Genomic DNA, 24,999 nt, shown 5'->3' with positions numbered 1-24,999 from the left:
CCGAAAGCCGCATGCCACCGAGCGAACAATTAGTAAACGCCCCAAAAACGCTTTTGTACCCACATCTGCCGCACAAATTATTGATCAACAGAGGGGGAGCGAAATCGAGTCATGTGGCCCCATTTCGCCCACTAGCATCGCCGGCAATTCCCTGGATCTTGCTTGAATTTTTCGAAAAAACCGAAACTACTCGGTGAACGCCACCGCTGTTTCCCAGGCTTTACCTGAATCGCAGGCTCCCGCCTGCCAAGCTACCCCCAGACGAGGTGGGAGCCTCGGGGCATTGTGTTCCCAGGCACCAGCCTGGGAATGAGTTTTTGATGGCGTCTACCGAGAAGTGTCCCATTTTTTGACAACATTTTTTTGTCGAACGGTCGTTGAAAAGGTGATTGGTGGCGCTCGTATTGCAGGGAGGAATTCGACAAAAAAATTGTTGTCAAAAAAATTGGGTGCTCAGTCTTTGGGGCGTTTGTAATAGGGCAGAGGGCTTGAAGACTGCCGAGCAATCTAGCTGCAGCAACGGTAGGCCGGAACAAGCTTAGCGCGGTTCCGGCAATTGCATCCACTTACTTACAACCCGGGCAAATCCCGAGCACGACACAGTGGTCCTTGGCCCACGGAACCAGCCACAGCTCACTTGGAAGTCGGAAGTTGGAATTGGCAAAAAATGGCAACGTGTTCTTGGAAATTGTTTTGAAAAGACCTCGGCGGTTTCCGGCGACCTGCTTGTAGCTGATCCCGCCAGGGTTCAGTCGAGCTGAATCCGATCGTGGACTGAACCCTGGCGGGATCAGCTACGTTTTACACAAGCTCTTCGCGTGTACGCTCTCCCACTCCATCTTTGCCATCCTACAAACTGCACGGGACCAAGCGAATGTTGGTCAACATCGTAAGTTTCGATCCGACCGCTTGTTGACGTTCACCGAGAAGTGTCCCATTTTTTTGACAACAATTTTTTTGTCGAACTGTCGTTGAAATGGTGATTGGTGGCGCTCGTATTGCAGGGAGGAATGAGACAAAAAGATTGTCACCTTCCAAAATTTGCTCGGAAGGCCGCGAAGTCGGTTAGACCGATATCGCCGTCTCCGTCGGAATCCAAGCCCGATAAATCAGCCGCGTTGTTTGATGACGTGCCAAACACGCTGCGGAAGGTCGCGAAATCGCTCAGGCCGACCGAGTCGTCGCCATCAGCGTCGCCGTATTTTCGGAACAGTCCGTCGGTTGCCGACATCTCGTAGTCGTCACCCGCCGATCCATCGCGATTGCCATCCAGTTCGACGCCCTGGTAAGTGACGAGCGATGCATCGATTTTCAATTGATAGTCACCGTCCAGCAGGCTTCCGAAATTGTTGACGTACGAATCACCGGCGGCAAACGTCAAATCAACTACCGTCTTGTCATTGACTTGACGGATGAATGCGAGTGGCGTCAGCGAACCGGTTGATCCTGCTTGAGTAATTTGGAAAGGATCGCCGTCGGTTTGATTGATGACAACACTTCCATCAAAGGTGACTCGAATCGAATCGAGTGATGACCGTTGGCTGCTGCCTTCGTTGACCACAATGCTTTCGACCTGTGGCGGATCAACGATGCTGACCCGGTAATCTTCGACCTCGCCATCGGCAGCCAAACCTGTGGGACCAAGTCCGCCAGCACTGCTTAGACGCACGCGAGCGTACGTGTCGCCAGTCGTCATAACGATGGGCAGGTCATAATTGAGCGTCTGCATCGACTGATCAACAAAAACCCTATCGAGAATTTTCTCGGACGCTTCCCAGACTCTATTGCCATTGAAATCGATCCAGGCATCGATAAAGCCTTCGTTGTTTTCGGGCAGTTCGATGTTGACCGCCGCCATGCTGCCGTTGACGTTGATTCCGCCAAACATGACGCCGTCTTCGTCGTCGCCATCGCCATCGGCGTTTGGCGAAGGCGAACCATCGCTTTCCACATCACGCGAGCTGCCCAATTGAGGACCGCCGGCAAAGTGCCGCGCACCATCATCGGATAGTAGCGTTAAAAAAGGCGCGTCGCCAAAGTCCAACTGAGTGTCATCATCGTTGTCGGTGATTTCGGCCGACGCATCGGCAATCGAAAGTGCGGTTGTCGCGGGCCGATAGGGAACCAAACCGATCGGGTCGGCTGCGTCTGCTCGCATCGTCACGCCTGTGACAAACAACATGGTGTCGCGAGTGACCGGCTTTTCACCGACATACGGCCCCCAACGAAAAGAAAATCTCGACGTTGGATCTCTTTGCCAGAAACCCGTCCCCATCAATTCGCCGTTGAAGTAAACCTGGTAGTTGAAACCATCGTCGCGAATCAAGACATCGAATCGTTTGCCGATCATGTCCACGCCCAAGGGAACCTTGACGTGGATGTCATCTCCCACCCGGCGATGAGTCATGTTGACGCTGCCATCGGCGTCCATCCCGATGTGAACCGACCACTGGAACCCGCCTTGAAAGGATTGAAAGATCGACATCGTTTCCGGCTTCATGATCATGTAGCTGGCCGAAAATTCGTTCCAGACTCCATGGGAAAAGTCTCCGGTCGTGTGCGTTTCCGTTCGAGCAGCCAGCAAGCGGTCGCTGTGCGTATTTTCCTCGCCCTCAAACAACCGATAGATTTGCGTGTTGCCGTCTTCCTGGTACCAACGCGTCCAATTGTCAAAGTCCGGTCGCAACAACTGCGAATGCCCCAACGTGTGCAGTCGAATGTTTTGCGGAATGGGAATGCCAGCGTTGACGCCCTGTTCAAAGGCCGCGTTGTTGACATCAATCGCCGACCCCAGCACTCCGCCGTTTGAATTGAAACCTCGCGGTAACGCGCCGCTGTCAAGCAAATCCTGGAACGTCAACGGATCGTCGCCGGTCTGCGTGTACAGGTCTTCGACCTTGACGTCCGGATAGTTGGGATCGACGACGGTCCCAGTAATGGCATGAGTGATCGTGGCTTGGTGCGTATCTTCGATCACCAGATCGTCAACCGCCCGAACCGTGATGGTTTGCGGCGCGGTGTCGGTCAAGGTCAAGATTTGTGTAGCGGCAAAGTTGACGCCGTCGGTGCTGATTTCAGTTTCGGAATCAGCAGTCGCTGTGATCTCGACCGCGCCGGTGGGGATGGTGTCTAGTTGGACGGTATATGAATCGGTCTGACCACTTTCGGAAACCTGCAAGTTGTCCGCACCGATCAACGTGATTCCGGCAACGTCGTTGTCCCGGATGGTCGCCGTCGTCGTGGCTTGACCGATCACGGAACTTGAATTGGATGAGTTAGAGATCCGAGCGTTCAACGTTTCGGTGGGCTCGATCAAAGCGTCGTCAAACACGTCGACACGAAAGCTGCCGGAGATCGCACCGACGGGAACAGTAATTTTGGCTCCGGCTGGAATCGGCTGGTAATCCAACCCGACGGTTGCCGTTCCCGTACCCAAGTCTTCCAAATCAAACGAGATCGGAGCACCGGAAAAGTTCCGCGACGACAACGTGACCGTTAAGTCCAGCGCTCGAGAGCCTTCGATGCCTTGACGACGATCAAATTGATCGTTGACGGTACGACCAGCGAGATTGGCGACCGTTGGCACGCTGCGTCCTTGACCCAGGAATCGGATTTCGTCGGCTGCAACGATCCGATCGCTTCCGTTGTCGGAAAAGTTATCGACGACCATGCGAACGTGGGTGACGTCCCGTATCGGCGCGTCCAACATTTGGACTTCGGGAAGATGACCGTTTGGGTTGACCGTTGCTTCGCTGCGATTCATCCAAGTCAATGTGTCGCTGCCGCTAAACGTCAGCCCACCATCGGTCGAATAAGACAAGACTGTATTTTCGATTCCACGGGTGGGACGATTGGGCTCGGATCCATTCCACAACACCATACCGATCAAATCTAATCGTTCGCCCAAATCGAAGGTCAGCGTGTTGAATTCATTCGCATTGCGGATTCGGGTCACGCGTTCCACATCATGACCTGCGGCATGCGTTGGCCAAACTTCCGGAATTGAATCTCCGGTTTCGACAATCGAGGCATCTGACAAGCCCGATCCGTTATACCAATTGGCGTTTGCAGATCCGTCCTGCAGAAACGAATCATTGACGCTGGTCAGTTCAACTCTGACCGGTGCGACCACAATTACGGGAGACGGCGTTTCGTCGCCAATGAAGCGAAGCTCAGACGCCATCACGATCTTGTCCGAACCGCCGGGTGAGAAATTATCGACGACCATCCGGACATGCGTCACACCGGCAACGACCGCTGGCAGCATTTCGACCTCGGGGCCAAACGTCGTTGACGGATTCGCGTTGGCGGGTTCGTCATCGATGCGCTGAGTCCACGTCAATGCGTCACTGCCGGTGAAGGTCAAACCACCATCGGTGGAATACGATAAGACCGTGTTTTCAAACCCGCGATCGGATTGCCCATCTTCGGTGCTATTCCAAAGCACCATGCCGCTGACATCAAAGGTGCCCCCCAGATCAAACGTCAGCGTATTGAATTCTGCTGCGTCGCGAATTCTAGAAACGCGATTTCTATGGTTGCCCGAAACATGTTCGGGCCATGCGGCGGGAATCGGATCACCCGTTTCGACAATCGACGCATCGGTAAGCCCCGATCCGTTGTACCAGTGACTGCCACCATTTCCGTCATTTTGATTCGTGCCGTATTGCAAGTAGGAATCTTCGACACTTTGCAATTCAACATCGACAGGCGCAATCACGCTGGCCGCCAACAATTGACGCTTTTCCAGCGACTCCAATCGCAAGCCTCTTCGACCGCTGGCGCTGGTTCGAATGCCAGCTCGAATGCCAGCTCGATTGCGGCGATTAGCTTTGCGGTAAACCAGTCCGGCCAGTCTTTCGATCGTCGAGTATTTCTTTGCCATCCTGTTGTTCGCGTCATCCAGTATTAAAGGTTGTATCGGCTGATTATCTCAGAAAAAAACGATCATCGACTCCCGAAATGGTGTCTTCCAGCTAAGAGACTATTTGAAAACGTAGCTGATCCCGCCAGGCTTCACTGCAACGCCGTAAAGAGTTTCTAAATTGTTTAACCGCGTGGGCGTCGCCCCGCGCGTCTACCCGGAACGAAACGCGCGGGGCGATGCGCACGCGGTTGAACGAACTAATTCGTGTTTTCCGGGACAAACGGATTGAGCTCGACTGAACCCTGGCGGGATCAGCTACGGGCACGTCGTCGGCAACCTCCTGAGTCGTTTTAAAACAATTGCTAAGTACCAAAGTTGGCCCGGAAGGCAGCGAAGTCCGTCAGGCCGATTTCCTCGTCGCCGTCCGAGTCGAGTCCATGAACGTACCCCGGTTCACCCGCGGATTTTCCAAACGTGCTGCGAAACGCGGCGAAGTCCGTTAGGCCGACATTGTTGTCACCATCAGCATCGCCGTACTTGCGGAACAATCCATCGACCGCCGACATGACGTGATCGCCTTCGAGTTGGACGTCTGAATCTGGATAGGTCACCAAAGACGGATTGATCGTCAATTGATAATCGCCGTCCTGCAGACTGCCAAACGCAGTCACATGCGGACCGGTTCGCTGAAAGGTCAGGTCCACGATCGTCTTGCCACCTGATTGATGAATTACCGGTGTAAGTATGGGGACCACCGCGCCGCTATCGGGCTCGATCAACTCAAACGGAGCACCGCCAGTGGTATCAATGTCAACTTCTTGATCAAACGTCACTCGCACCGAATCGACCGACGAACGTTGGGCGTCGCCGGCGTTGATCTCGATGCTTTCGACCGTTGGTGGCTGGACAATGCTGACCACGTAATCTTCGACCTCGCCATCGGCGGCAAAGCCTTGTGGACCAAGACCACCATCGGTGCTGATGCGAACACGCGCGTGAACATCGCCGGTCGTCAGATTATCAGGAAGTGCGAAACTGTGCGTTTGAAGATTCTGGTTGACCATGGCCCCGCTAAGAATTTGCTCGAAGGGATCGTCCCAATCGCCGTCTCGGTTGAAGTCGATCCAGGCGTCGATGAGCCCTTGCTGATTGTCTTCCAAGTAAAAGTTGACACCGGCCATCGAACGGTTGACTGCGATGGCACCAAACATGACGCCATCTTCGTCATTACCATCGCCATTGGCACCGACCGATGGCGAGCCATCGTTTTCGCTGTCACGCGTCGATCCAAGTTGCGGGCCGATCGCAGCGTGTCTGGCACCGTCATCGGAAAGCAATGTCGAGTAGGATACAGGTGCGTCACCGAAGTCGAGGTCATGGGCGTTGTTAAATTGCAGCGCATCAAAGTTCAGGCTCAAATTGGAACCTGCAGCAGCCTGGCCTTTGCCGATGAATCGAAACTCCGACGCCATCACGATTGCGTCGGACCCTGCATTGGAGAAATTATCGACCACCATGCGAACATGAGTCACACCTTCTCGAACGCCCGCAAGGGACTGGACTTCGGGGCCGAAATCTGGGCCACCGCCTTCAAGCTGTGTCCATGTCAGTGAGTCATTTCCGCTGAACGTCGTTCCGCCGTCAGTCAAGTAAGACAAAACCGTGTTCTCGAAACCTCGAGCGGTTTGTCCACTTTCGGTGCTATTCCAAAGCACCATTCCACTGATGTCAAAGGTTCCGCCAAGATCAATGGTTAGCGTGTTGGACTCGACGGCGCTTCGGATTCGGGAGACCCGATCGCGATGGTTGCCCGACTGATGTCCCGGCCAAACTTCTGGTACCGGATCCCCGGTTTCGACATCAGACGCATTATCCAGGCCAGATCCATTGAACCAATTCTCTCCGTTTGCGCCATAGGGCGCATCAAGATACGAACTGTTTTCACTTGTCAGCACCGCGTTGGCCGGCGCGATGACGATGTCTGGTCTGCCAGCGAAAAACTCGACCCGGAACACTCGGTCCTCGCCGCCCCACTGCGTCAGGTCAACATCCGGAATGACGAAGCTTGTTCCGGTAACATTGGGGTCAGGAATTCGGACCGAACCAAGTTCGGTGAACGAATCGGAAAACGCATTCTCGGCAACCAACAGGCGGATGCCCTTTTCAGGGAATTGGATTGAAAAGTTATTGACGTTGATGCCAATGTCATAGACACCGGCAACCACATCACGCGTGAATTCCAGCCACTCACCATCGATCACGTTCCCAAGCAAAATACTGCTGCCAGTCAGATCAACATCTTCGTCCGGTCGAGCGTTGTTGCCTGAACCAGCATTGCCGGGACTGGTGTCAAAGTAAGCAACGCCCTGACCGCCTTCGTCAAATTCCTCAGCCCTAACCAGCGTCCCGTCTTTGACGACCGGATCTTCGGTCAGCGAAGCGAACTGCGATTGAACCGGTTCGGTAACGGTAAAGTTGATCGTTACGGCTTCACCTGCGGTGCCCGACAAATTATTTCCATCGTAGGGCGTCACCACCAACGTGTACTGGCCCACCAGCAAGGGTTCCGATTGGAAGTCTCCGTTGGCGTCACCAAAAAGCGAATACGGCTCGATACTTTCGGTCTGACTGTGTGCCGACGGTCCAGTTAAATTGAATCCGACGCTTTGAGTGGTTTCGTTGGTGGCCGCGCGTACATTGAAATTCTCTGTCGGCAACGTCGTTAGATTGATCACCAAGCCATCGACCAATTCGATAATGTCTTCTTCGTTATCAGCATTGACCAAGACCAGTGCTTCCACCTCGGCATCGTTGGATGGCAGCGGTTCGTTGGTGGGCCTGATGCGGATCGTGGCACCCGATTCGAACACTTTCATCCAAAGATCACCGCCCGCGTCGCGGAAATACGCATTCGATGACGAATTGCGCAGCGCTTGCAGCGTCGTTCTTTCTGCGCCAGAGGTTGGTTCGTAATCCGTGCCGACCCCTTTGAAACGATAGACGCTGGAATCACCCGGTTCTGCGCCACGTAACACATCCATTCGGACCGTGAACCCGTCCGACGGCACAGGTTGGGTAAACGTGAAGGTGTAGTCACCCGCGTTCAGCTTGGTGTAAAGCCGCTGCCGCGTGATATTCCGGCGGTTGACCCTCAATCGATTGTCATCACCATTGTGAACATCAAAGTAGGGGAAATTGCCCGCACCACTGATGGTGTTCAACTGCAGATAGCCAAACCGGTCGTCACTGATGTAGGCATTCCAGCCAGCCGGAGCGATATCGGTCGAATCGCGGTAATAATCAATTCGCGGCGTCAGAACATGCCCCGCGCCGCCCCCGGCATGCCCCGTCAGCGACCCGTCCACGTCCAGAACAATTCCCGAAATCGCATCGGGCCGTCCAGCAGCATTGGCGGGCGAGTCGTTGGTGAAGCCGCCCGCATCCTGCCAGTAAATCGACAGGTTATCGGCGGTTCCGTCATCTTCAAACGTGATTCCCTCGGCCCGCGTCATCGCGTGCTTGTGCGCCCCACCGGTATTCAGGAACGTGTGCGCGTTATCGCCAGCGAATCCTGCAAAGTGAGCTCCAATAATCTGCCCCGGACCATCGTAAAGTTTGTAGCCACCCACAAGCGTAGACAGCGAAGCGTTGCCGCGACTGTGTCCGACAAACAAAACATCGCGTTCGATTTGCGAGAACGTATTGAAGGAGCCGCTTTTGACATCGGCAAACTGGCTGCCGGCAAAGGTGACATTGTTACCGCGATGGTAGACCGCCGTCCCATTGTGTTTGTAGCCGGTGAACTCATTGAACGTCGCCCTTTGCGGCGGCGTGTAACCGACGCTGCCGCCGCCACGAATGTCTGACCCGCGATCAAACGTCAAACCAACCGGCGACGAGTGCGACGTGTTGTGGTCAAAGATGCCCAGGTTCTGCTTTGAGGGATTGTACCCGTTGTACAAACCGGTATCGCGCGAGTGCCCGATCACGCGGTCAGGCAAAATGAACCAGAACCCAGTTCCTTCGGATCCCGCCGAAATGTTGCCGATCCAGGTGTTGTTCGGGTTCGTGATCCAGTAAGCCGCTGAACTTAGGAAACGCTCAAAGACTTGCTGCCCGGTATCATGCGAACTCTCGCCGTTTCCGTTTCGCGGTGCATCGTCGTTGACCCGACCGTTGCTCCCTCGCGTGACGCCGGGAATGATGAACGGATCGTTACGGCTATTGCCGCCAACCTTGTGAATTCCCAACACGATGTTGCTAAGAAATTGATTGTCGAATTCCGCACCGTCTTCCATGAACAGGCCGTGCCCATGAATGTCGTGCAGCACGTTGCCTTCGATCAACAGGCCCTGTGTCCCGTGAACGATCACGCCACGGTTGTTGGAATTGGTGACGCTTGAATTACGCAAGACATCGCCGGATCGGTCAGCGCCCAAGTGCCAGTGAATCGGATAGCGTCCGACCTGACCGGTTTGCCCCATTTTGTCAAATTGGACTGAGTCGATCGTGATGTTGCCCGAGCCCGTCATGAACATCGCATGGGCACCGATGCCAAGGTTCCTGCCCGCGGTGGTGCCGTATCGGGCGCGGTTACCAAACCGGCTGTCAGTATCCTGAGTGCCCTGCACCACAATGCTTCGGTTCAGCAGTGCCACTTCGACGCGAAGGTCAATGCTTTCCTGGCCGTTCTTGTAAGTTTCGATCTGGCCGTAGTGTCGATAGCTTAGCGGTTGGTTCAACGTCAGCACCGTTTCGCTGCCTTGAACATTCACCGCTGTGATCGTTCGCGCGTCCTCTTCGCTGTAGTCGTACGAAGAACTAGCGATCACAATTTCATCACCGACTTCCCAAGCATTCGATCCAGTCAGAGAACCATCGGATGCAGCGGAGGTGGTGCCATCAAAGTTGCGTTCAATCACATTTTCAACGGTGATCGTCGTTGAATTCCTAAAGGCCGTTCTTGCCAATTTGGTGAAGCTGAGTTTTTCGTCACCGAAGAACTGCAGGCTGCCGCCACCGCCGGTCATTAAGAAACCATCATTGTCGTTGATCTGCATCGTCCCCATCGCCGTTTCGACGACGTGGTCGGCATTGGGGTTCGTTCCCGTCAACGTCAGGACAAAGTCATGGTTGTCGTATCGATTGTTCTCGGTACCAATTTGAAAGACGCCGCCGCTGTTGACGTGAATCCAGCGAGTCGTCAGCGACTTGTCCGGCGAACCGGCGGCACCTTCTTCGGCCACCAATTGACCGTGAACGACAATTTCTTCGGCGACATGATTGGTGCTGTTCAGCGTGACCGTACGGCCCTGCGAAATGATGGCCCGCGTGGACTCGGTCGGCACACCGTTACTCCACGTACTCGCATCGGTCCAATCCCCCGAATTGACCGCCAGCGTAGCCGCCAAAAGTTGCCGGCTTTCCAGCCTTTCCAAACGCGGTTTACGCCCACGTCGCTTGGCCTGCTTTGACTTCACTTTTGAGCCAAGACGTGAATTACGAATTAACTTCGGAAGAACTGAACGATCCTGATCCATAGATCCACGTGAAATCTGAGAAGAGCGAGAGAAAATGGCTGCGGTAACTATGGCGTTTTGTTAACAAAAACTGGTTTTGATCCGGAAATCCTTCCTCAATTTTAGTCGTTAACCACGACCCTAGAATGCGATTAAAGAGGAATTGAACTCACAAATAAGCGAGCTTTGTGATTAATCCGAACCCTGGAACTGCCTCGATCAGTCGTTACCCACGGGCCCGATCATAGGGAGGTCCGGTTCCCACCGGACGATCCGGCACAACCTAGGCCGGCACAACTTCGGCCGGTAGGAACCGGCCCGACTTTCGTTGGCCAAGGCTCACCGCAAATGGTCCCTAGCCGCCTATAAAAACAGACCAGCGGCGCTTGCAAACATTTCGCTTGCAACACCGCTGATCGTTTGATTAATCGAAGCTGACGCAAGGGCCAGCTTGATTCTGTTCAGACTTGAAGGCTACAGACGCTCTAAGCGGTTCGCTTTCTACGACGTGCAGCCACACCGAGACTGGCAACGGCGAGTACAGCCAAGGAACCTGGCTCTGGGATCGCGGTGAATTCAGTTCCAAACACGACCCTATCTAATGTGAACTCAATGCCCGCATTGTCCGCTACATTGGCTGGGTTGTTGAAGGGATCCCAACGGAAACGATTCCAATTACCCGTTTCGCCTGAGCCGGAAATATCCACGACAAAGCTTTGGGGACCTGGTCCGGTAGGAATTAGCCCGGCCGTCGCTGGGGTGGGATTTTGGCCTCCTGAAAAAAAGAACCTATTGTCATCCACATCAGTAGGGTCGGGTGTAAATGCAGCGTCGGTCGAATAGAAGACTTGTGCAAACTGATAGGTTGCCTTGTCAAGGCTCGCTGAAGCAAGAGTATTCGTACCGCCGCTATGGTTGAGGTACCAGTCGGCATTTCCGGCGTCTGTGCCGCCAGTGGTTCCTACCCAGTCGGTTCCAACGACTCCACCACCCGTCCAGCGTCCAGGACTGCTCCCTAGTGGTATAAATTCACTTCCTTCTAGTGTGAACACGGGGTTGGCGGCCGTTCCACCAACGGTTCCGATGCCAATGACGACATCAGCACTGGCTGTACCAAAACCAGTCACTGCAACAGCAGCAACCATCAACATTCTCATACAACTCTTCATTAGACTTCTCCTGTTTCTAGATCTAGTAAAAATTCAACTCGAAACTAAGTAGGCCAAAACGCGGAGGACGAACCTCCTATCTGTTCTGATCACCCATCATTCCCCTGCTCCATCAGACGAAAAACGCCCCAAAACGAGCGTCGCAATCCTTGCGGTAAGTCAAAACACCTGCAGGTTTCTATTCCAACCAGCTTAGTTCGGTCGATCGTCACCTGCGAATCTTGCAGGCGAATGAGGGTTGGAAACGATCAGGGGGCCTGACCACCACACAACCTCTCACACGGTACATCCCGCCCAGTTTCACATTATTCGCGCTGATTTTCAAGAAAAATCACCAATTCTTTTCAAATCTAGCTGTTTCAGCCGTTTTCCGGGCGAATGGCGACTATCTGCCTGCCTCAGCTTCAAATACGACACTTCTCTGTGATCACCTGCATTTCCATGAGGCATAAGGATCTTAAGGAACTGTCGCGAAATAACATCCCGGTTTCCCCGTAGCTGGGCCCGCCAGGGTTCAGTCCATCAAGGAGCCGTACCCGACTGAACCCTGGTGGGCCCAGCTACATAAGATTTCGCCAAATACGGAACTTGTTTCAGGACAGTTCCTAAACCCACGAATATCACGTTCTCGGTCACGAACGGAACTGGGAGCGATATTGTCTTGGGTAGCTTCCACATGGATGCTCAGAGATGGCGTCTGATCGCAGCGAACCGGTACGTGCTGAGTGTTATCGGTGGTGCTGGTCTCTCCAATGGCACTGTGCTCCATCCAGACGCTCGATTCAGACGCTCGATTCGGGTTGGGAACTCGGGAAGTAGTTTCGATAGAGTAGTAGTCCATGTCAGCTCAATCTTCGGTTAGGAGGTAGCGGAAGTCGCGTAGACTTTCGGCGTCCCCCTCGTAGCCGAAACTCTTGGCGAGTTCCGCTACCCGAAGATTGAGGTGACGCGGAATACTAGTGGTCTAGCAGAGTGATATTCTCCACAAGTCAGAAGACTTCAGGCGTTCCTTCGGACGCTCGCAGAAGGACTTGGAAAGTATCCTGTCGATCTCTTGGCTTGCAGGTCGATCCAGTTCAGGACAACCCGTAATCTACCCCCTTCCCCTTCGTTAGCTCGCTGACTCGCTTTGGCAAAGAAAAATTTGAGTGTAATGGAGTTTGCCTGACTCTATTGGAGATCAAAAGCCCATCAGTGGCCTTGCCTTGGGGCTGGCCTGATTGGCCTGATGAAAGTGTGTCGTTGTTAGCTTGTCACGCCCCTTGAAAGTAGGCCGTAGCGAGCCATAGCGAGTTACGGCGGTGCGCAAATAGCCGTAACTCGCTACGGCCTACATGCTGGCGATCAGGGAAATGTGCCGTTGCCACAATGCTTCGCAGCGCTGCAGTTTGTGTTGTCTGCCATGGTGCAGCTTGCCCAATTTGCTGCGTTGCAATGATTTTCATCAGGCCAGCCTGGGGCCGTATAACTTCAAGGTAACGTTAAACAACGGTGGGCTTTGAGCTGGGCAGTTTGCTTTGGGTGAAGCGCAGCCTCGCAAAGATCCTTCTGGCAAACTTGGCGGTCCACAGCTCAGCAAAGTTCCATCAAACCAACTAAGGTTACGTCAATGCAGTCGTCAATCTTTCTTTCTCTCACAAAAGCAACGATGAACGATTGCAACTGATTGTTTCTTGCAAGCCGCCCCAAGCAGAGTCAAAATCTAAAAGATGTTTTTATCCCAACTTCATCGAAGTTTCGTCAAAACGCTTTCGCTTGCGTTTGCTTTCCTGTTCGTGACAAGCTTCGTGTACGGCGATGATCTGATTGTGCCGCCTTCGGGCGGTCAAGATGTTTTGTCGTTCAGCGAAGACGGCAAGGTTGAGTTCCGCAACGAGAATATCGAGGCGACTTCGGGCTGGGTGCCAGCGAAAAACATGCCTTTCCAAAAGGCGTATCAAGTGAGCTCGGAGGTGCGGTTTAGCAAACCGACCAACATGCGGGTCATCGTCCCGATCAGCGAAGCATTCAAGAAAGGCGACGTCGTGCTGATGTCCTTTTGGATGCGGCGTCCCGGTGCGGGCGGTCAACCCAACAACGCCGTTTTCTACTTTCAACCAGGGAAGGATCTGAAAGGGTTTGAGTACAAGCTGTCGGCCTACAAAGAATGGAAACAGCATGTCCGATCGTTCGTGGCAACTGCCGACTATGATCCTGAAATCAGTGCCGTTGACATCCATCTTGGCGAAGCAGGCAGGACTGCCGAGATTGCTGATTTTCGATTGATCAATTACGGCGCGGACTATGACATTGATTCACTTCCCAGATCAACGGTCAACTACCCGGGCCGTGAACCAGAAGCACAGTGGCGGAAAGATGCTCTGGCAAGAATCGAGAAGATCCGCAAAGCCGATCTGACGATCGAAGTCGTTGGCTCGGATGGCCAGCCAATCCCAAACGCGACCGTGAAAGCTCAGATGCAACGCCATGCTTTTGGGTTTGGGAACGCGGTCAATGCGGAACTGCTTGGCGGCGAGCAGCAATCGTTTCCCTATACGCGCAAGAGAAGTGGGACCGATGTGACGTCGTCTTGGCAAGATGCACAAAGGTATCGCCAAGTCGTCAAGGATTACTTCAACTGCGTGACATTCGAGAGCGAGTTAAGGCCACATGTTTGGAAAAAGCAAATCTCTGGCTCGCCCGAGGGCAAACGCTTAAACAGAGTACTCTTGGACCAAGCCGTTCCCTGGCTGCAAGCCAACGGGATTGGCATTCGTGGGCATTACGTCGCTTGGGCACCGATGGATTTCAATGCGATCGAGAAAGATTTCGTCGGCGATCCGACTGCGCACCGCCAGTGGTTGTGGGATCACATGTCCGATGTGCTGCCCAAGACGGCCGAATTTGTGACCGAGTGGGATACGATCAATCACATTGTCGGCTGGGGCAAACACACCTACGAAAAAGAGTATGGTGGCCTGCAGATTTATGCCGACATTATGGCCGAATCGCGGCGATTGGCTCCCGATGCGACGCACGCGATCAACGAGGGCAAGGTGCTGCCAGACGGGTACAAACGCAAAGACTACAAACGCATCATTCGGTTTTTGAACGACCAAGGCCAAGCACCCGACGTCGTCGGTTTTATGGGCCACTTTGGTCTAACCACGCTGACGCCGCCGGAGGAATTGTTGGAGGTCTACGACAATTTTGCCGAGATCGCACCACGTTTGCAGTTGAGCGAATTTGATGTGGACGCCGGTGATGACGACCAGTTGCAAGCCGACTATTTCCGCGATGTGATGATTGCATCGTTTAGTCACCCGAACTTTCAAGCGATCATTCAATGGGGTTTCTGGGAAAAGGCGCACTGGAAACGTGCGGCCGCACTGTGGCGAGAAGATTGGACCTTAAAACCGTCCGGTCAAGTGTTCACTGACCTAGTCAAAAATCAGTGGTGGACAAACGAGACCGTCACCACCGACGAAGCTGGTCAATCGAAACTCCGCGGTTTCCTAGGACAGTACAACGTGACCGCCGAGCACGAAGGCCAGACGATCACCAAACCGATCGTATTGAATCGTGAAGGTGCAACGATCCAGATTCAGTTGCAGTGAGGTAAGAAGACTGGCTTGCAGAGTTGGTGTAGGCCGGAACAAGCGCAGCGCAGTTCCGGCAATTGTATGGAACTGCGTTGGATTGCCGGAACTGCGCTGCGCTTGTTCCGGCCTACATTTAGAGCGAACGTTCTTAAGTTAAGTGCCAATGGGGCGATGCCTACGCGGTTTAAGGAGTTAGGAATGCTTTACAGCTTTTTTCCGGCGAAAAGTTCAGAAAAACCGCTAAACGAACGACTTTCGACGGGATGCTTATCTGCGGTGTTCCTAGAACGCTTGTGAAAGTTCTCTCACCGTTCATCCCAGCTTCGTTGTCTCGTCAAGACGCCATCAGCGCTCAGAATCAAACGTCCAAATGATAAAATACTCGCTTGTTTTATTGCTGTTGATCTCGAATATCGCATTCGGGCAGGACAGTGCCCAAACCCAATACTCGATCAATGACTCCTGGATCTTCTTCAAAGATGCCGCCGAGAAACCGGTCGCGTTGACCGAGCTTGGGGATCGTGAAGTAGAAATTGTTAATCTGCCTCACAGCTTTAACACCGACGACGCCATCTACGGCGCGACCAGTAAGACCGAAGGTTTCTATCGCGGTCCTGTGTGGTACATCCGCAAAGTAACCGTCCCCTCTGACTACAAAAACAAAGAGCTGTTTGTTTACTTTGAAGGTGCAAACCAAGAGACCGATGTATTTGTGAACGGCCAATTCGCCGGCAACCATATCGGTGGTTACACCCGCTTTGTTTTTCCCATTTCACAGTTCGTTGAGTTCGACGAAGCGAAAGAGTCAACCGACTTCGAGATTGCTGTTCGAGTCGATACGACGCACAACCTGGATGTGCCAACGCTTCAAGCGGACTTCACGTTCTATGGAGGGATCTACCGCGATGTGTTGCTATTGGTTGAAGAGAAAGTTCACTTCAATCTTGAAGATCATGCGTCAAACGGAATCTACATTCGCACTCCGTCAGTTTCGGCTCAACAGGCTGAATTGGACGTCGACGTTCAACTGAAAAACAGCGGAACAACCGATCGCAATGTCAGGCTGGAAACGACCATTTACGGCCCTGATTCACAACAGGTTGCGACCTTTTTATCTGACCTGGATTTGTCGGCGGGTGAGGTGCTTACGGCAAAGCCGAAGATCGATCCTATCGAAAACCCGCAGTTATGGAGCACCGATACGCCGAATCAATATCGCCTGGTTTGCAAAGTCTACGATGCGGAAACGGATCAAATGCTCGACGAGGTCATGGACTCGTTCGGCTGTCGATGGTTTTCCTTTGACGCCGACAAAGGCTTTTTCCTTAACGGAGAACACCTGCAGCTAATCGGCACCTGCCGCCATCAGGATTACGTTGGGCTTGGCAACGCGTTGCCTGATTACATCCATCGCGAAGACGTGTTGCGGATGAAGGAAATGGGAAGCAACTTCCTGCGGATTGCTCATTACCCGCAAGACCCAGCGATTCTAGAACTGTGCGATCAACTGGGGATTCTAACCACCATTGAAACCCCGATTGTTGACACCATCACTGAAAGCGAAGCCTTCAAGCAAAACTGTTTGAACATTCATCTGGAAATGATGCGTCAGAATTACAATCACCCCAGTTTGATTATCTGGGCATACATGAATGAGGTGTTGCTGCATCCCAAGTACAAAGGTGACAAAGCAAAACAGAAGGTCTACTTCGAGAAGGTTTACGACATAGCAGCCGCATTGGAAGCGATGACCCGAAAAGAAGATCCGTACCGTTACACGATGATCCCAAATCATGCCAACCTGAACATCTATAAGGACAATGGCCTGACCGACCTGCCGATGATCGTTGGGTGGAACATCTATTACGGCTGGTACAAAGGTGAGTTTTCAGACGTCAAGAAAATGATGACTGAATTTCACGAAGCGGTTCCAGACAAGCCAATGATCATTGCCGAGTACGGTGCCGGTGCTGATCCTCGATTGCATTCTCTCGACCCGGTGCGATTCGATTTTACGGTTGAGTATGCGACACGTTTTCACGAACAGTACTTGAAGGCTTTGACCGAACTGCCGTTTGTAGCTGGCATCAATGTTTGGAACATGGCGGACTTTGGATCGGTTGGCCGTGCTGATACGGTTCCTAACATCAACAACAAAGGTTTGATCGGAATCGATCGGAAGCCGAAGGATGTGTTTTTGTTCTATCAAGCCGCCCTGCTGGACGAGCCGTTTGTTGGAATCACAGCGAAAGGATGGGGCCGCCGCGCCTGCGTCGAAGACAGTGTGGGTCAGGGCATTTGCAGTATGCCGGTGGAAGTTTTCTCGAACCAGAAAGAGCTGGAACTGTTCCACAACGGTGTTAGTCTTGGCAAGAAAAACGCTGGCGAGTTTAACAAGTTCATCTGGGATGTTCCGTTTTCTGGCGGTGTTAACACTCTGCGGGCTGTCTGTTCGACCAACAGCACTGTGGAAGATCTTGCGGTCGTGAAAATTGATGTGCTGCCCATCAAGCTAGACGAGTTTCCGTTATCCGGATTAGCCTTGAACTGCGGCGACTATCGTTTTTTCCATGACGACAAGATTGATCAGGCTTGGCTGCCAGAGAAGGCGTATGCCGATGGAAGTTGGGGTTACGTTGGCGGGGAAGTCTACAAAATGCCCCGAACGCCTCGGCAGCAACACGGAACCAGCCAACCGATCAAGGGAACCCATTGTGATCCCGTGTATCAAACCCAACGAATCGGTATCCAGCAATATCGCTTCGACGTTCCGCCGGGGATGTACGAAATCACATTGCACTTTGCAGAACTGACTGGTCAGATGTCGAAGGCATTGCCCTATGAATTGACCGACGCAGATGACAAGAAACCGTCCAAAGCCAAGAACCGAGTGTTTACGGTCAACGTCAACGGCAAGCCGGTTGTTCAACAGATCAGCTTGGCTCGCGATTACGGTTCATTCCGCGCAGTAAAAATCAAAACGCTTGCAACGACCCAGTCGGGCGAATCACTCGTCATTGATTTTGTGCCGACAAAGGAAGAAGCCGTCCTCAATGGCATTGAGCTAAACAAGAAGCTGTGATGCAGCGTTTGCCACGGAAGAGGCATGGATCCCACCATTACTGAATATGATTCGGATTTAAAATGTATCCGCAACGCTTACCGTTCTATCTTTCCGCCGTTGTACTTCTAGCAGGAACAGCATCGATTGCTATTAGCGCCGAGATGCCCACGGATTTGAGATGTGAGTATCGCGTCAACCCGATTGGAATCGACAACGTTCAGCCGCGTTTAAGTTGGAAGATGGTGGACGAAGCCGAGACGCGAGGACAGAAGCAAACCGCCTTTCAGATCCTGGTTTCAAGCAGCTTGCAAAAGTTGAACGCGGACCAGGGCGATTTGTGGGATACCAAGAAGCAAGTTCGATCCAAATCGGTCAACAATGTTTACAAAGGTAAGCCCTTAACTTCAGGTCAAAATTGTTTCTGGAAAGTTCGCATTTGGGATATTGCTGGAAAGGATTCTCAGTGGAGCAAAGCTGCACGATTTACGATCGGCTTGTTGCATCCGGATGATTGGAAAGGCGCCTGGATTCAGAAGGAAGACCAAACCAAGATGGATCATATTTGGTACCGAAAAAATTTCACGCTTTCTGACTCACCTACATCAGGATTGGTTTACGTCGCATCCTTGGGGTATCACGAACTGTACGTCAATGGAGAGAAGATCACCGACAGTGTAATGAACCCAGCGTCTTCTTATCTGAAAACCAGGGTGCCATACCTGACGTACGATGTCAGCGACAAATTGAGGCGAGGTGACAACGTCATTGGCGTCTGGCACGCGGCGGGCTGGACACGGTGGACCCGAATTCGTGAGCACCGAAATCCGCCGTTTACGTTCAAGGCACAGGCTCAGATTGAAACCAATGAAGATTCTTTGACGCTATCAAGTGACGAGAGTTGGAAATGCAAAAACAGTTCCAGCAAATACGTCGGCAAATGGGACATCCAAGATTTCGGTGGCGAGATCATCGATGCTCGGAAGCTAGAGCCGAATTGGTGTGCCGCAAGTTATGACGACAGCGCATGGAGTAATGCCATCGTTGCCAGCGGGAACACTCCGCCGCTATTGAGTGCTCAAATGGTCGAACCCCAGGTGAAGTACGATTCGGTGCTGCCTGTTGCGGTGACCGAAGGCAAGGAAGAGGGAACTTACCTGATTGACATGGGGACTAACTATTCCGGTTGGTTTGAAATCAAACTGCGAAACGGAACAGCCGGCGAGACAGTAACGTTTCAGATCAGCGACATCAAAGGCGTGGTCTGCAACAAGAATCAAATCAGTAAGTATGTATTTAACGAAAGCGGCGAGGGAGTCTTCTGCAATCGCTTTAATCTTGCGGGCGGCCGTTGGTACACGGTTTCAGGATTATCCTACAAGCCGGAATTGGAAGACATCAAAGGCTATGTGATTACGAGCGACCGAAAACAGATTAGTCGTTTTGAATGCTCCAGTGATCTCCTAAATCAGATCTACGCGATGAACATCAAGACCTACCTTGCCAATACGTTAGACGGCATCTTGATGGACTGCCCTCACCGCGAAAGACGAGGCTGGGGTGAAGTGACAGTGGCAGCGATGTACGGCGATGCTTTCCCCAACTTCGAAAGCGGTGCCTACATGGATCAGTACATGCAGTACATGAAAGATGCGCAGTTCCCCGATGGTCGCACTCGCGCGATTATCAACGAAGAAGATCGCTGTTTCCTAATGTGGCAAGCCAACAATCCTTTGACCATTTGGGAAACCTACCGGTTCTTTGGTGACAAGAAAATTCTAGCTGACAACTATGAATCGATGGAAAAGTGGATGACTTGGATTTTGGATCATTCCGATTACGCCAACGGTGGATCTCTGATTGCTGGTGAAGAGGGAAAACGCGAGTTTCCCGGCCTGGGTGATTGGGCTACACCGCATGGCAATGACTTTAGCAGTTGCAACGCACCCGACGCGGTTCATTTCAACAATTGCTTGTACGCCCACATGCTGGAGATTGCTGAGCGAATTGCCACGGAACTTGGTGAAGCGGAAGATGCGGCAAAGTATGCCGACCGACTGAAGGTGCAGCGCCAGGCAACGCATGCCAACACCTATGATTCGGAAACAGGGAATTATCGAACCGGTCGTCAAGTTGACCAAGCTTATGCACTGTTTTCCGGCGTCACCCCAGAACCTGAAAAACAGAAGGTTTATGAGAATCTAGTCGACAAAATCCTTTATGGATTTCCGTACTACGATGTTGGCAGTTCAGGGCAAGCTCTGTTCACTCGCTACTTTATCGAAGTCGGCGAACGCATGGATCTCATTTATGAGCTACTGACCGACACACGGCATCCAAGCTACAGCTATTTCATAGAACAAGGCGAAACAACATGGCCAGAGTTGTGGTCAAGCTCGGGCCCCAGTCGGATCCACACCTGCTACACCGGGATTGGTGGTTATTTCATCATGGGATTTGGTGGCATCCGTGTTGATCCCGAGCACTACGGATTTCAACATTTTCTGATCAAGCCGGCGGTTGTGGATGGCTTGACGTATGCCAACACATCTTATGAAAGCTTGTACGGAAAGATTGTAAACAATTGGAAGACAGACGGGAAAACCGCGACCTTCCACCTTGAGATTCCTGCGAACACGACCGCGAAAGTATTCATTCCAGCAACGAATCCAGACGTTGTCAAAGAAGGCTCGGCACTCGCTTCCGAAGCACCGGGCGTTGAGTATGTCGGAGTGGAAGAGAGTGACGTGGTTGGTCAATACGTCATCTATCAAGTAGGTGCAGGTGTCTTTGATTTCACCTCGACTGATTTGCCCCAAGTGAACTATCCACCGCCCAAATACCAAGGACCAAACATTGCGTTGATCGGTCGAGCGACCGCCTCGTCCATGACCATGAAGGACGCACAAAACCCAAGTCAAGAAGCTTTCAGGGCGAATGATGATGACATGCAAACGCTATGGATGGCACGAAATTCAAACGATCAGTGGCTAGAAGTGGAATGGATGCAACCGCAGACTGTCAACAAAGTCTTCATCCACGAAGTCGGCAACCATATCACAAGCCACGCGATCGAGTACCTCAACGGAAGCGACTGGACCCAGGTTGCCGATGGCGATGATTGTGGATCTAACAAGGTGCATGAATTTGAAGCGGTAACGTCAAAACGAATTCGACTGTTGATCGAGACCGCATCCAAGGTGCCGTCGATCGCCGAGTTCCAAATCTATAAACCATGACCTCGCCCTGGCTGGACGGATCATTCAGCCAGGGATTCGTTGGGGTACGGTTTTTGCCACTGAAGCTGATGGTTGCCTGACTCGATCTCAAAGCTTTGTGCGTTTGCGGGTGGCTGCTGACCTTCCATGCGCAGATCCTTGGTTCCTTTGGGTAGCCGCACTTCCGCGGTGCTGCCCGGTGGAATTTGGATCTGCCATGTGACCTGTCCGTCTTGCTGAGACCACTCGCTCTTCACCAATCCGTAAGAAGTCCGAAGCGTTCCGCTGGCGTGATCGAGATCTTTGGGGATGTGGGGAGTCAGCAGTAAACGCTGCATGCCGGGATGGCTGGGATGCGAGCGGATGCCGGCGATGTCGTTGAGCAGCCAAGCGGTGGGATGATTCATTGCATGATGATCAAGCGATTGATTCAATTGACTTCGGCGTGAATCGTTGCGGAATCGCTCAAAGATCGTCGTCGCATCGTAATCGCAGATGCTCTGCGCAATTCCCGGATAATCTGGGTTTCGCAGCATGTCGAGCGCCAAATCGAGATGACCGTGCTTGGTCAATTCTGGATAGATGTTGTACGACATGAATCCGCCGTCAAACTTCTTTCCGTTGTCCTGGTAGATCTTCGCAAGCGAAGCGGCGACGGCCGATTGATCGGCCGGATCTGGGATTCCGAACGTTAAAGCCAGACTGTCGTGAGTGCCGTTGCCAAACGTCTTTTCTTCGTCGTCAAAATAAGTCTTGATGATCGACTTGCGAATTCGCTCGGCAAGATCTCGGCTCCAAACCGCGTCCTTTTCTTTGCCTAGCACTTCGGCAAACTCGGCGAACCGATTCGCGGCGGCAAAGAAGTTCATCGATGCGATCAACTTGGGATCGGCTGGGGTGCGTTCGATACCGATCGGCGGTGCATGGTCGCCGTAGCGGCAAATGGTCGGCAAAAGATCAGGTGATTCGCCCTCGAAGTATCGCAGGAAGTCGATCATTTCTTGGTAGTGATCTTTGGCCGTCGCTAGGTCACCACTCATTTGATAGTGATGCCAAGCGGTGAATAGCGGCGAGACGGACCAAGTGAAATCGAGCGTTTTGTTGGTCGATCGTTTGCCGACAGCGATCCGACCGGGAATGCCCAGCGGATCCATCGGTGGTGTGTAAAAAAGCCGAGCTTGTTGGCGGTAGAACGAACCCGAATCGAGCGTGTACATGCCGGTCGCCCAAGACGAGTGAGCGTCCCCGCCCCACAAACATTTCTCGCGGTGAGGACAGTCTTCCAAAATCGAGTGCATGTTGTTTAAGTGCGTCTGAATCCCCATCGCAAAAATACGATCTAGTAGCGGATCAGACGATTCGAACGTAGCAATCACGGGCGTGTCGGTGTGTACGACCAATCCCTTGATCTGTCCGGCGGTCGGTGCTTTGCTTAGTCCACTGATTTCGGCAAACCGAAAACCGTGGTAACTAAAGTAGGGACGCCAATCATGCGGCTTGCCGTCCGCGATGATGCGATGATGCTGCGGTGCGGCGTGGCAGTTCCAAAACGATCTTGGCACATTATCTAAATGCGTTTCATCTTGGTCCAGCAATTCACTCACGCGCAGACGAATCACGTTGCCCGATGGTTCATCGAATTGCAGTCCAATCCAGCCGCTGATATTTTCCCCCAGGTCGACGCCCCAGGTCGTCTCACCAATCTGCCAAATTTTGACTGGTTCGATTTCTCGCACGATGCGAATCGGGGGAAAGTCTTGAGCGACCAATTTTGGCGATAGTGGTTTCACTTTTCGGACTGGCTTCCATCCGTTGGGCGTGCCCGGCTTTTCCCATTCGTCATGCCATTTTCGATAATCGATGTAGTCGCCACGAAAGACGCTCGACTCGGTCAACCCGGATTCTTTCCAATGCCAGTTGTTGCCGGAAACGATGTGATCGTGAGTGCCATCGGCATAGCGGACATCCGCGTAAGCTCGCAGGCCCGGGTTGCCGTAGCGAAACCGCGCGTGCGAGAACATCCGGTTGTTGTTGTACCAACCATCGCCTAACAGAACCGCAAGCGTGTTTGCACCCTTCTTCAACTGATCCTTGATGTCGAAGACTTGATAGTGCGCGAAATGCTCGTAATCGGTTTGGCCAGGATCGAGCACATGATCGCCCACTTTCGTCCCGTTCAAATACGGTTCGTGATAGCCCAATCCGCAAACGTAAAGCTTCGCCGCAGCGACCTCTTTGCTAACCTGAAAATCTTTCTTGTACCAAGTTGCGGCCAGCGGTGCGCGTGGAGAAATCTTTGCTTCGCCAAGCGGCGACTTGCCATACTCGCAAATCACTTTCGCAGGCATCGCGGAATCCCCAACCTGAACTTGCCAATTCGCACTGGTGCCAATCGTCTGCTCCGTCCCATCTGCAAACACGACCTGCATCCCAAAACAAATTGGCGTTGATGGTTCGGCGTCCGACACAGCAATCGAGATTTCGTTTTTTGTTTTCAGTTGGAAACTAAAGTCTTTGAAGTGGACCGTTGGCGGGCCTTCGGGACCACTGAGTCCTTTCGTTCCGTTAATGACAAGCTCGGTCGTCCCTTGATCGACGTGGTTCCACCACGCGCCAGCGTAAACAACATGTTTGTCTGGCAGCGTGAAGGAAAATGTGTAGGTGATCTCATCATTCTTTTGCGATTTGTTTGCAGCGGCGATCCAATCGCCCATTACCTCGGCGGGGCCGTATTCGGTTTGTTGCTTGCGAGTGCAAGAAATCCAACTCGCCTTTTGCCAATCGCGATCAGAAAGCAATCCGGCGTCAAACCAAGACGGCTCGGACCACGACAGAACATCACCAGCGTCATTCTTGATCCGAACTCGCCAGTAAACCCGTTGTTTAGCAGCCGGGTTCTTGCCCTCGTACGCGATCGCATGCGACTTGCTTTCGTTGACCCATCCAGAATCCCAAAGGTCGGCTTCGGCAAGTTTTTCAGTCGTCGTGGCAGCCTGAATTTGATAGGCAGTTTGCGAAAGACCTTTCCGACTACCTTCCAGTTTCCACGACAACAGTGGATCGCTCGCATCGATTGCCAGCGGAGTGATTCGGCCATCGGATCGCAGGTCAACGATCTGTTCAGCCAGACAAGAATGTGAGTCGCTGATCAAAGCAGAGAAAAAGGCGGAGAACAAAAAAACGGTAAGCAAGCGTGTTCGGTTCATTGTCTCTCTCGTAGGTTATTTTCGATCGTCCGGATCGTAAAACTAGATTCAGCGGTTGTAGGTCTTTAGGGACTGTGGCTTTTTATAGTCGCCTTTCGCTCCGCGAAAGTGTGCTGTGACGCTACTTTCGCGGAGCGAAAGGCGACTATAAAAAGCCGATCGTTCCTTAGCCTAATGCAAACGGGTGTGACTTGGGGGGCATCTCGCGGTTTGCAGAAGATGGCGTTATTTGCTGGAGTCCAGGCTTTAGCCGCTCTTTTATGAGGGGACCCTCGCGATTGGATTGAGTGCTCAAACGGCTAAAGCCTGGACTCCAACGGTGCGGGCTGCAAACTGCGGTATGCACCCGAGATCTGGTGTGATTTATCGATTCTGCCC

Annotated in this window: 7 protein-coding genes; 3 read left to right on the top strand and 4 right to left on the bottom strand. The window is 52.7% G+C overall.

Annotated features, from left to right (window positions below; all coding sequences use genetic code 11):
- Positions 1-1,027 precede the first annotated feature (1,027 nt).
- The 3 genes from RC85_RS05855 to RC85_RS05845 all read right to left on the bottom strand — a co-directional run bounded on the left by RC85_RS05855 (position 1,028) and on the right by RC85_RS05845 (position 11,555).
- Complete coding sequence (locus tag RC85_RS05855; protein WP_068259777.1) at positions 1,028-4,885, bottom strand: GEVED domain-containing protein; 3,858 nt, start codon at positions 4,883-4,885, stop codon at positions 1,028-1,030.
- Positions 4,886-5,229: 344 nt separating this feature from the next.
- Positions 5,230-10,347, bottom strand: coding sequence for a G8 domain-containing protein (locus RC85_RS05850; protein WP_160148121.1), 5,118 nt, complete (start codon positions 10,345-10,347; stop codon positions 5,230-5,232).
- A gap of 524 nt (positions 10,348-10,871) precedes the next feature.
- On the bottom strand, positions 10,872-11,555 hold the full coding sequence (locus tag RC85_RS05845; protein WP_149752750.1) for a PEP-CTERM sorting domain-containing protein: 684 nt from the start codon (positions 11,553-11,555) through the stop codon (positions 10,872-10,874).
- Between the two features lie 1,709 nt (positions 11,556-13,264).
- Here RC85_RS05845 and RC85_RS05840 point away from each other — a divergent pair.
- From RC85_RS05840 to RC85_RS05830, 3 genes are all read left to right on the top strand, one after another.
- A complete protein-coding gene (locus RC85_RS05840) occupies positions 13,265-15,151 on the top strand; it encodes an endo-1,4-beta-xylanase (RefSeq protein WP_084422379.1) in 1,887 nt (628 codons plus the stop codon).
- Positions 15,152-15,506: 355 nt separating this feature from the next.
- Complete coding sequence (locus tag RC85_RS05835; RefSeq protein WP_084422378.1) at positions 15,507-18,218, top strand: glycoside hydrolase family 2 TIM barrel-domain containing protein; 2,712 nt, start codon at positions 15,507-15,509, stop codon at positions 18,216-18,218.
- 143 nt (positions 18,219-18,361) lie between these two features.
- Entirely contained in the window at positions 18,362-21,436 is a 3,075-nt protein-coding gene (locus RC85_RS05830; RefSeq protein ID WP_068259768.1) for a family 78 glycoside hydrolase catalytic domain, read from the top strand.
- A 20-nt stretch (positions 21,437-21,456) separates the two neighbouring features.
- Here the strand turns inward: RC85_RS05830 and RC85_RS05825 are convergent, their stop codons facing one another.
- Positions 21,457-24,621: a family 78 glycoside hydrolase catalytic domain gene (locus RC85_RS05825; RefSeq protein ID WP_068259766.1), complete on the bottom strand. Its 3,165-nt coding sequence runs from the start codon at positions 24,619-24,621 to the stop codon at positions 21,457-21,459.
- Positions 24,622-24,999: the final 378 nt, after the last annotated feature.

The organism is Rubripirellula obstinata (genome assembly GCF_001642955.1).
Lineage (GTDB): Bacteria > Planctomycetota > Planctomycetia > Pirellulales > Pirellulaceae > Rubripirellula > Rubripirellula obstinata.
This window is presented reverse-complemented; position numbering and strand designations above follow the sequence as displayed.

Bases quoted from the DNA above. Each gene is read 5' to 3' on its own strand.
- RC85_RS05855 (WP_068259777.1), bottom strand. From the start codon at position 4,885: ATGGCAAAGAAATACTCGACGATCGAAAGACTGGCCGGACTGGTTTAC.
- RC85_RS05845 (WP_149752750.1), bottom strand. From the start codon at position 11,555: ATGAAGAGTTGTATGAGAATGTTGATGGTTGCTGCTGTTGCAGTGACT.
- RC85_RS05840 (WP_084422379.1), top strand. From the start codon at position 13,265: ATGTTTTTATCCCAACTTCATCGAAGTTTCGTCAAAACGCTTTCGCTT.
- RC85_RS05835 (WP_084422378.1), top strand. From the start codon at position 15,507: ATGATAAAATACTCGCTTGTTTTATTGCTGTTGATCTCGAATATCGCA.
- RC85_RS05830 (WP_068259768.1), top strand. From the start codon at position 18,362: ATGCCCACGGATTTGAGATGTGAGTATCGCGTCAACCCGATTGGAATC.
- RC85_RS05825 (WP_068259766.1), bottom strand. From the start codon at position 24,621: ATGAACCGAACACGCTTGCTTACCGTTTTTTTGTTCTCCGCCTTTTTC.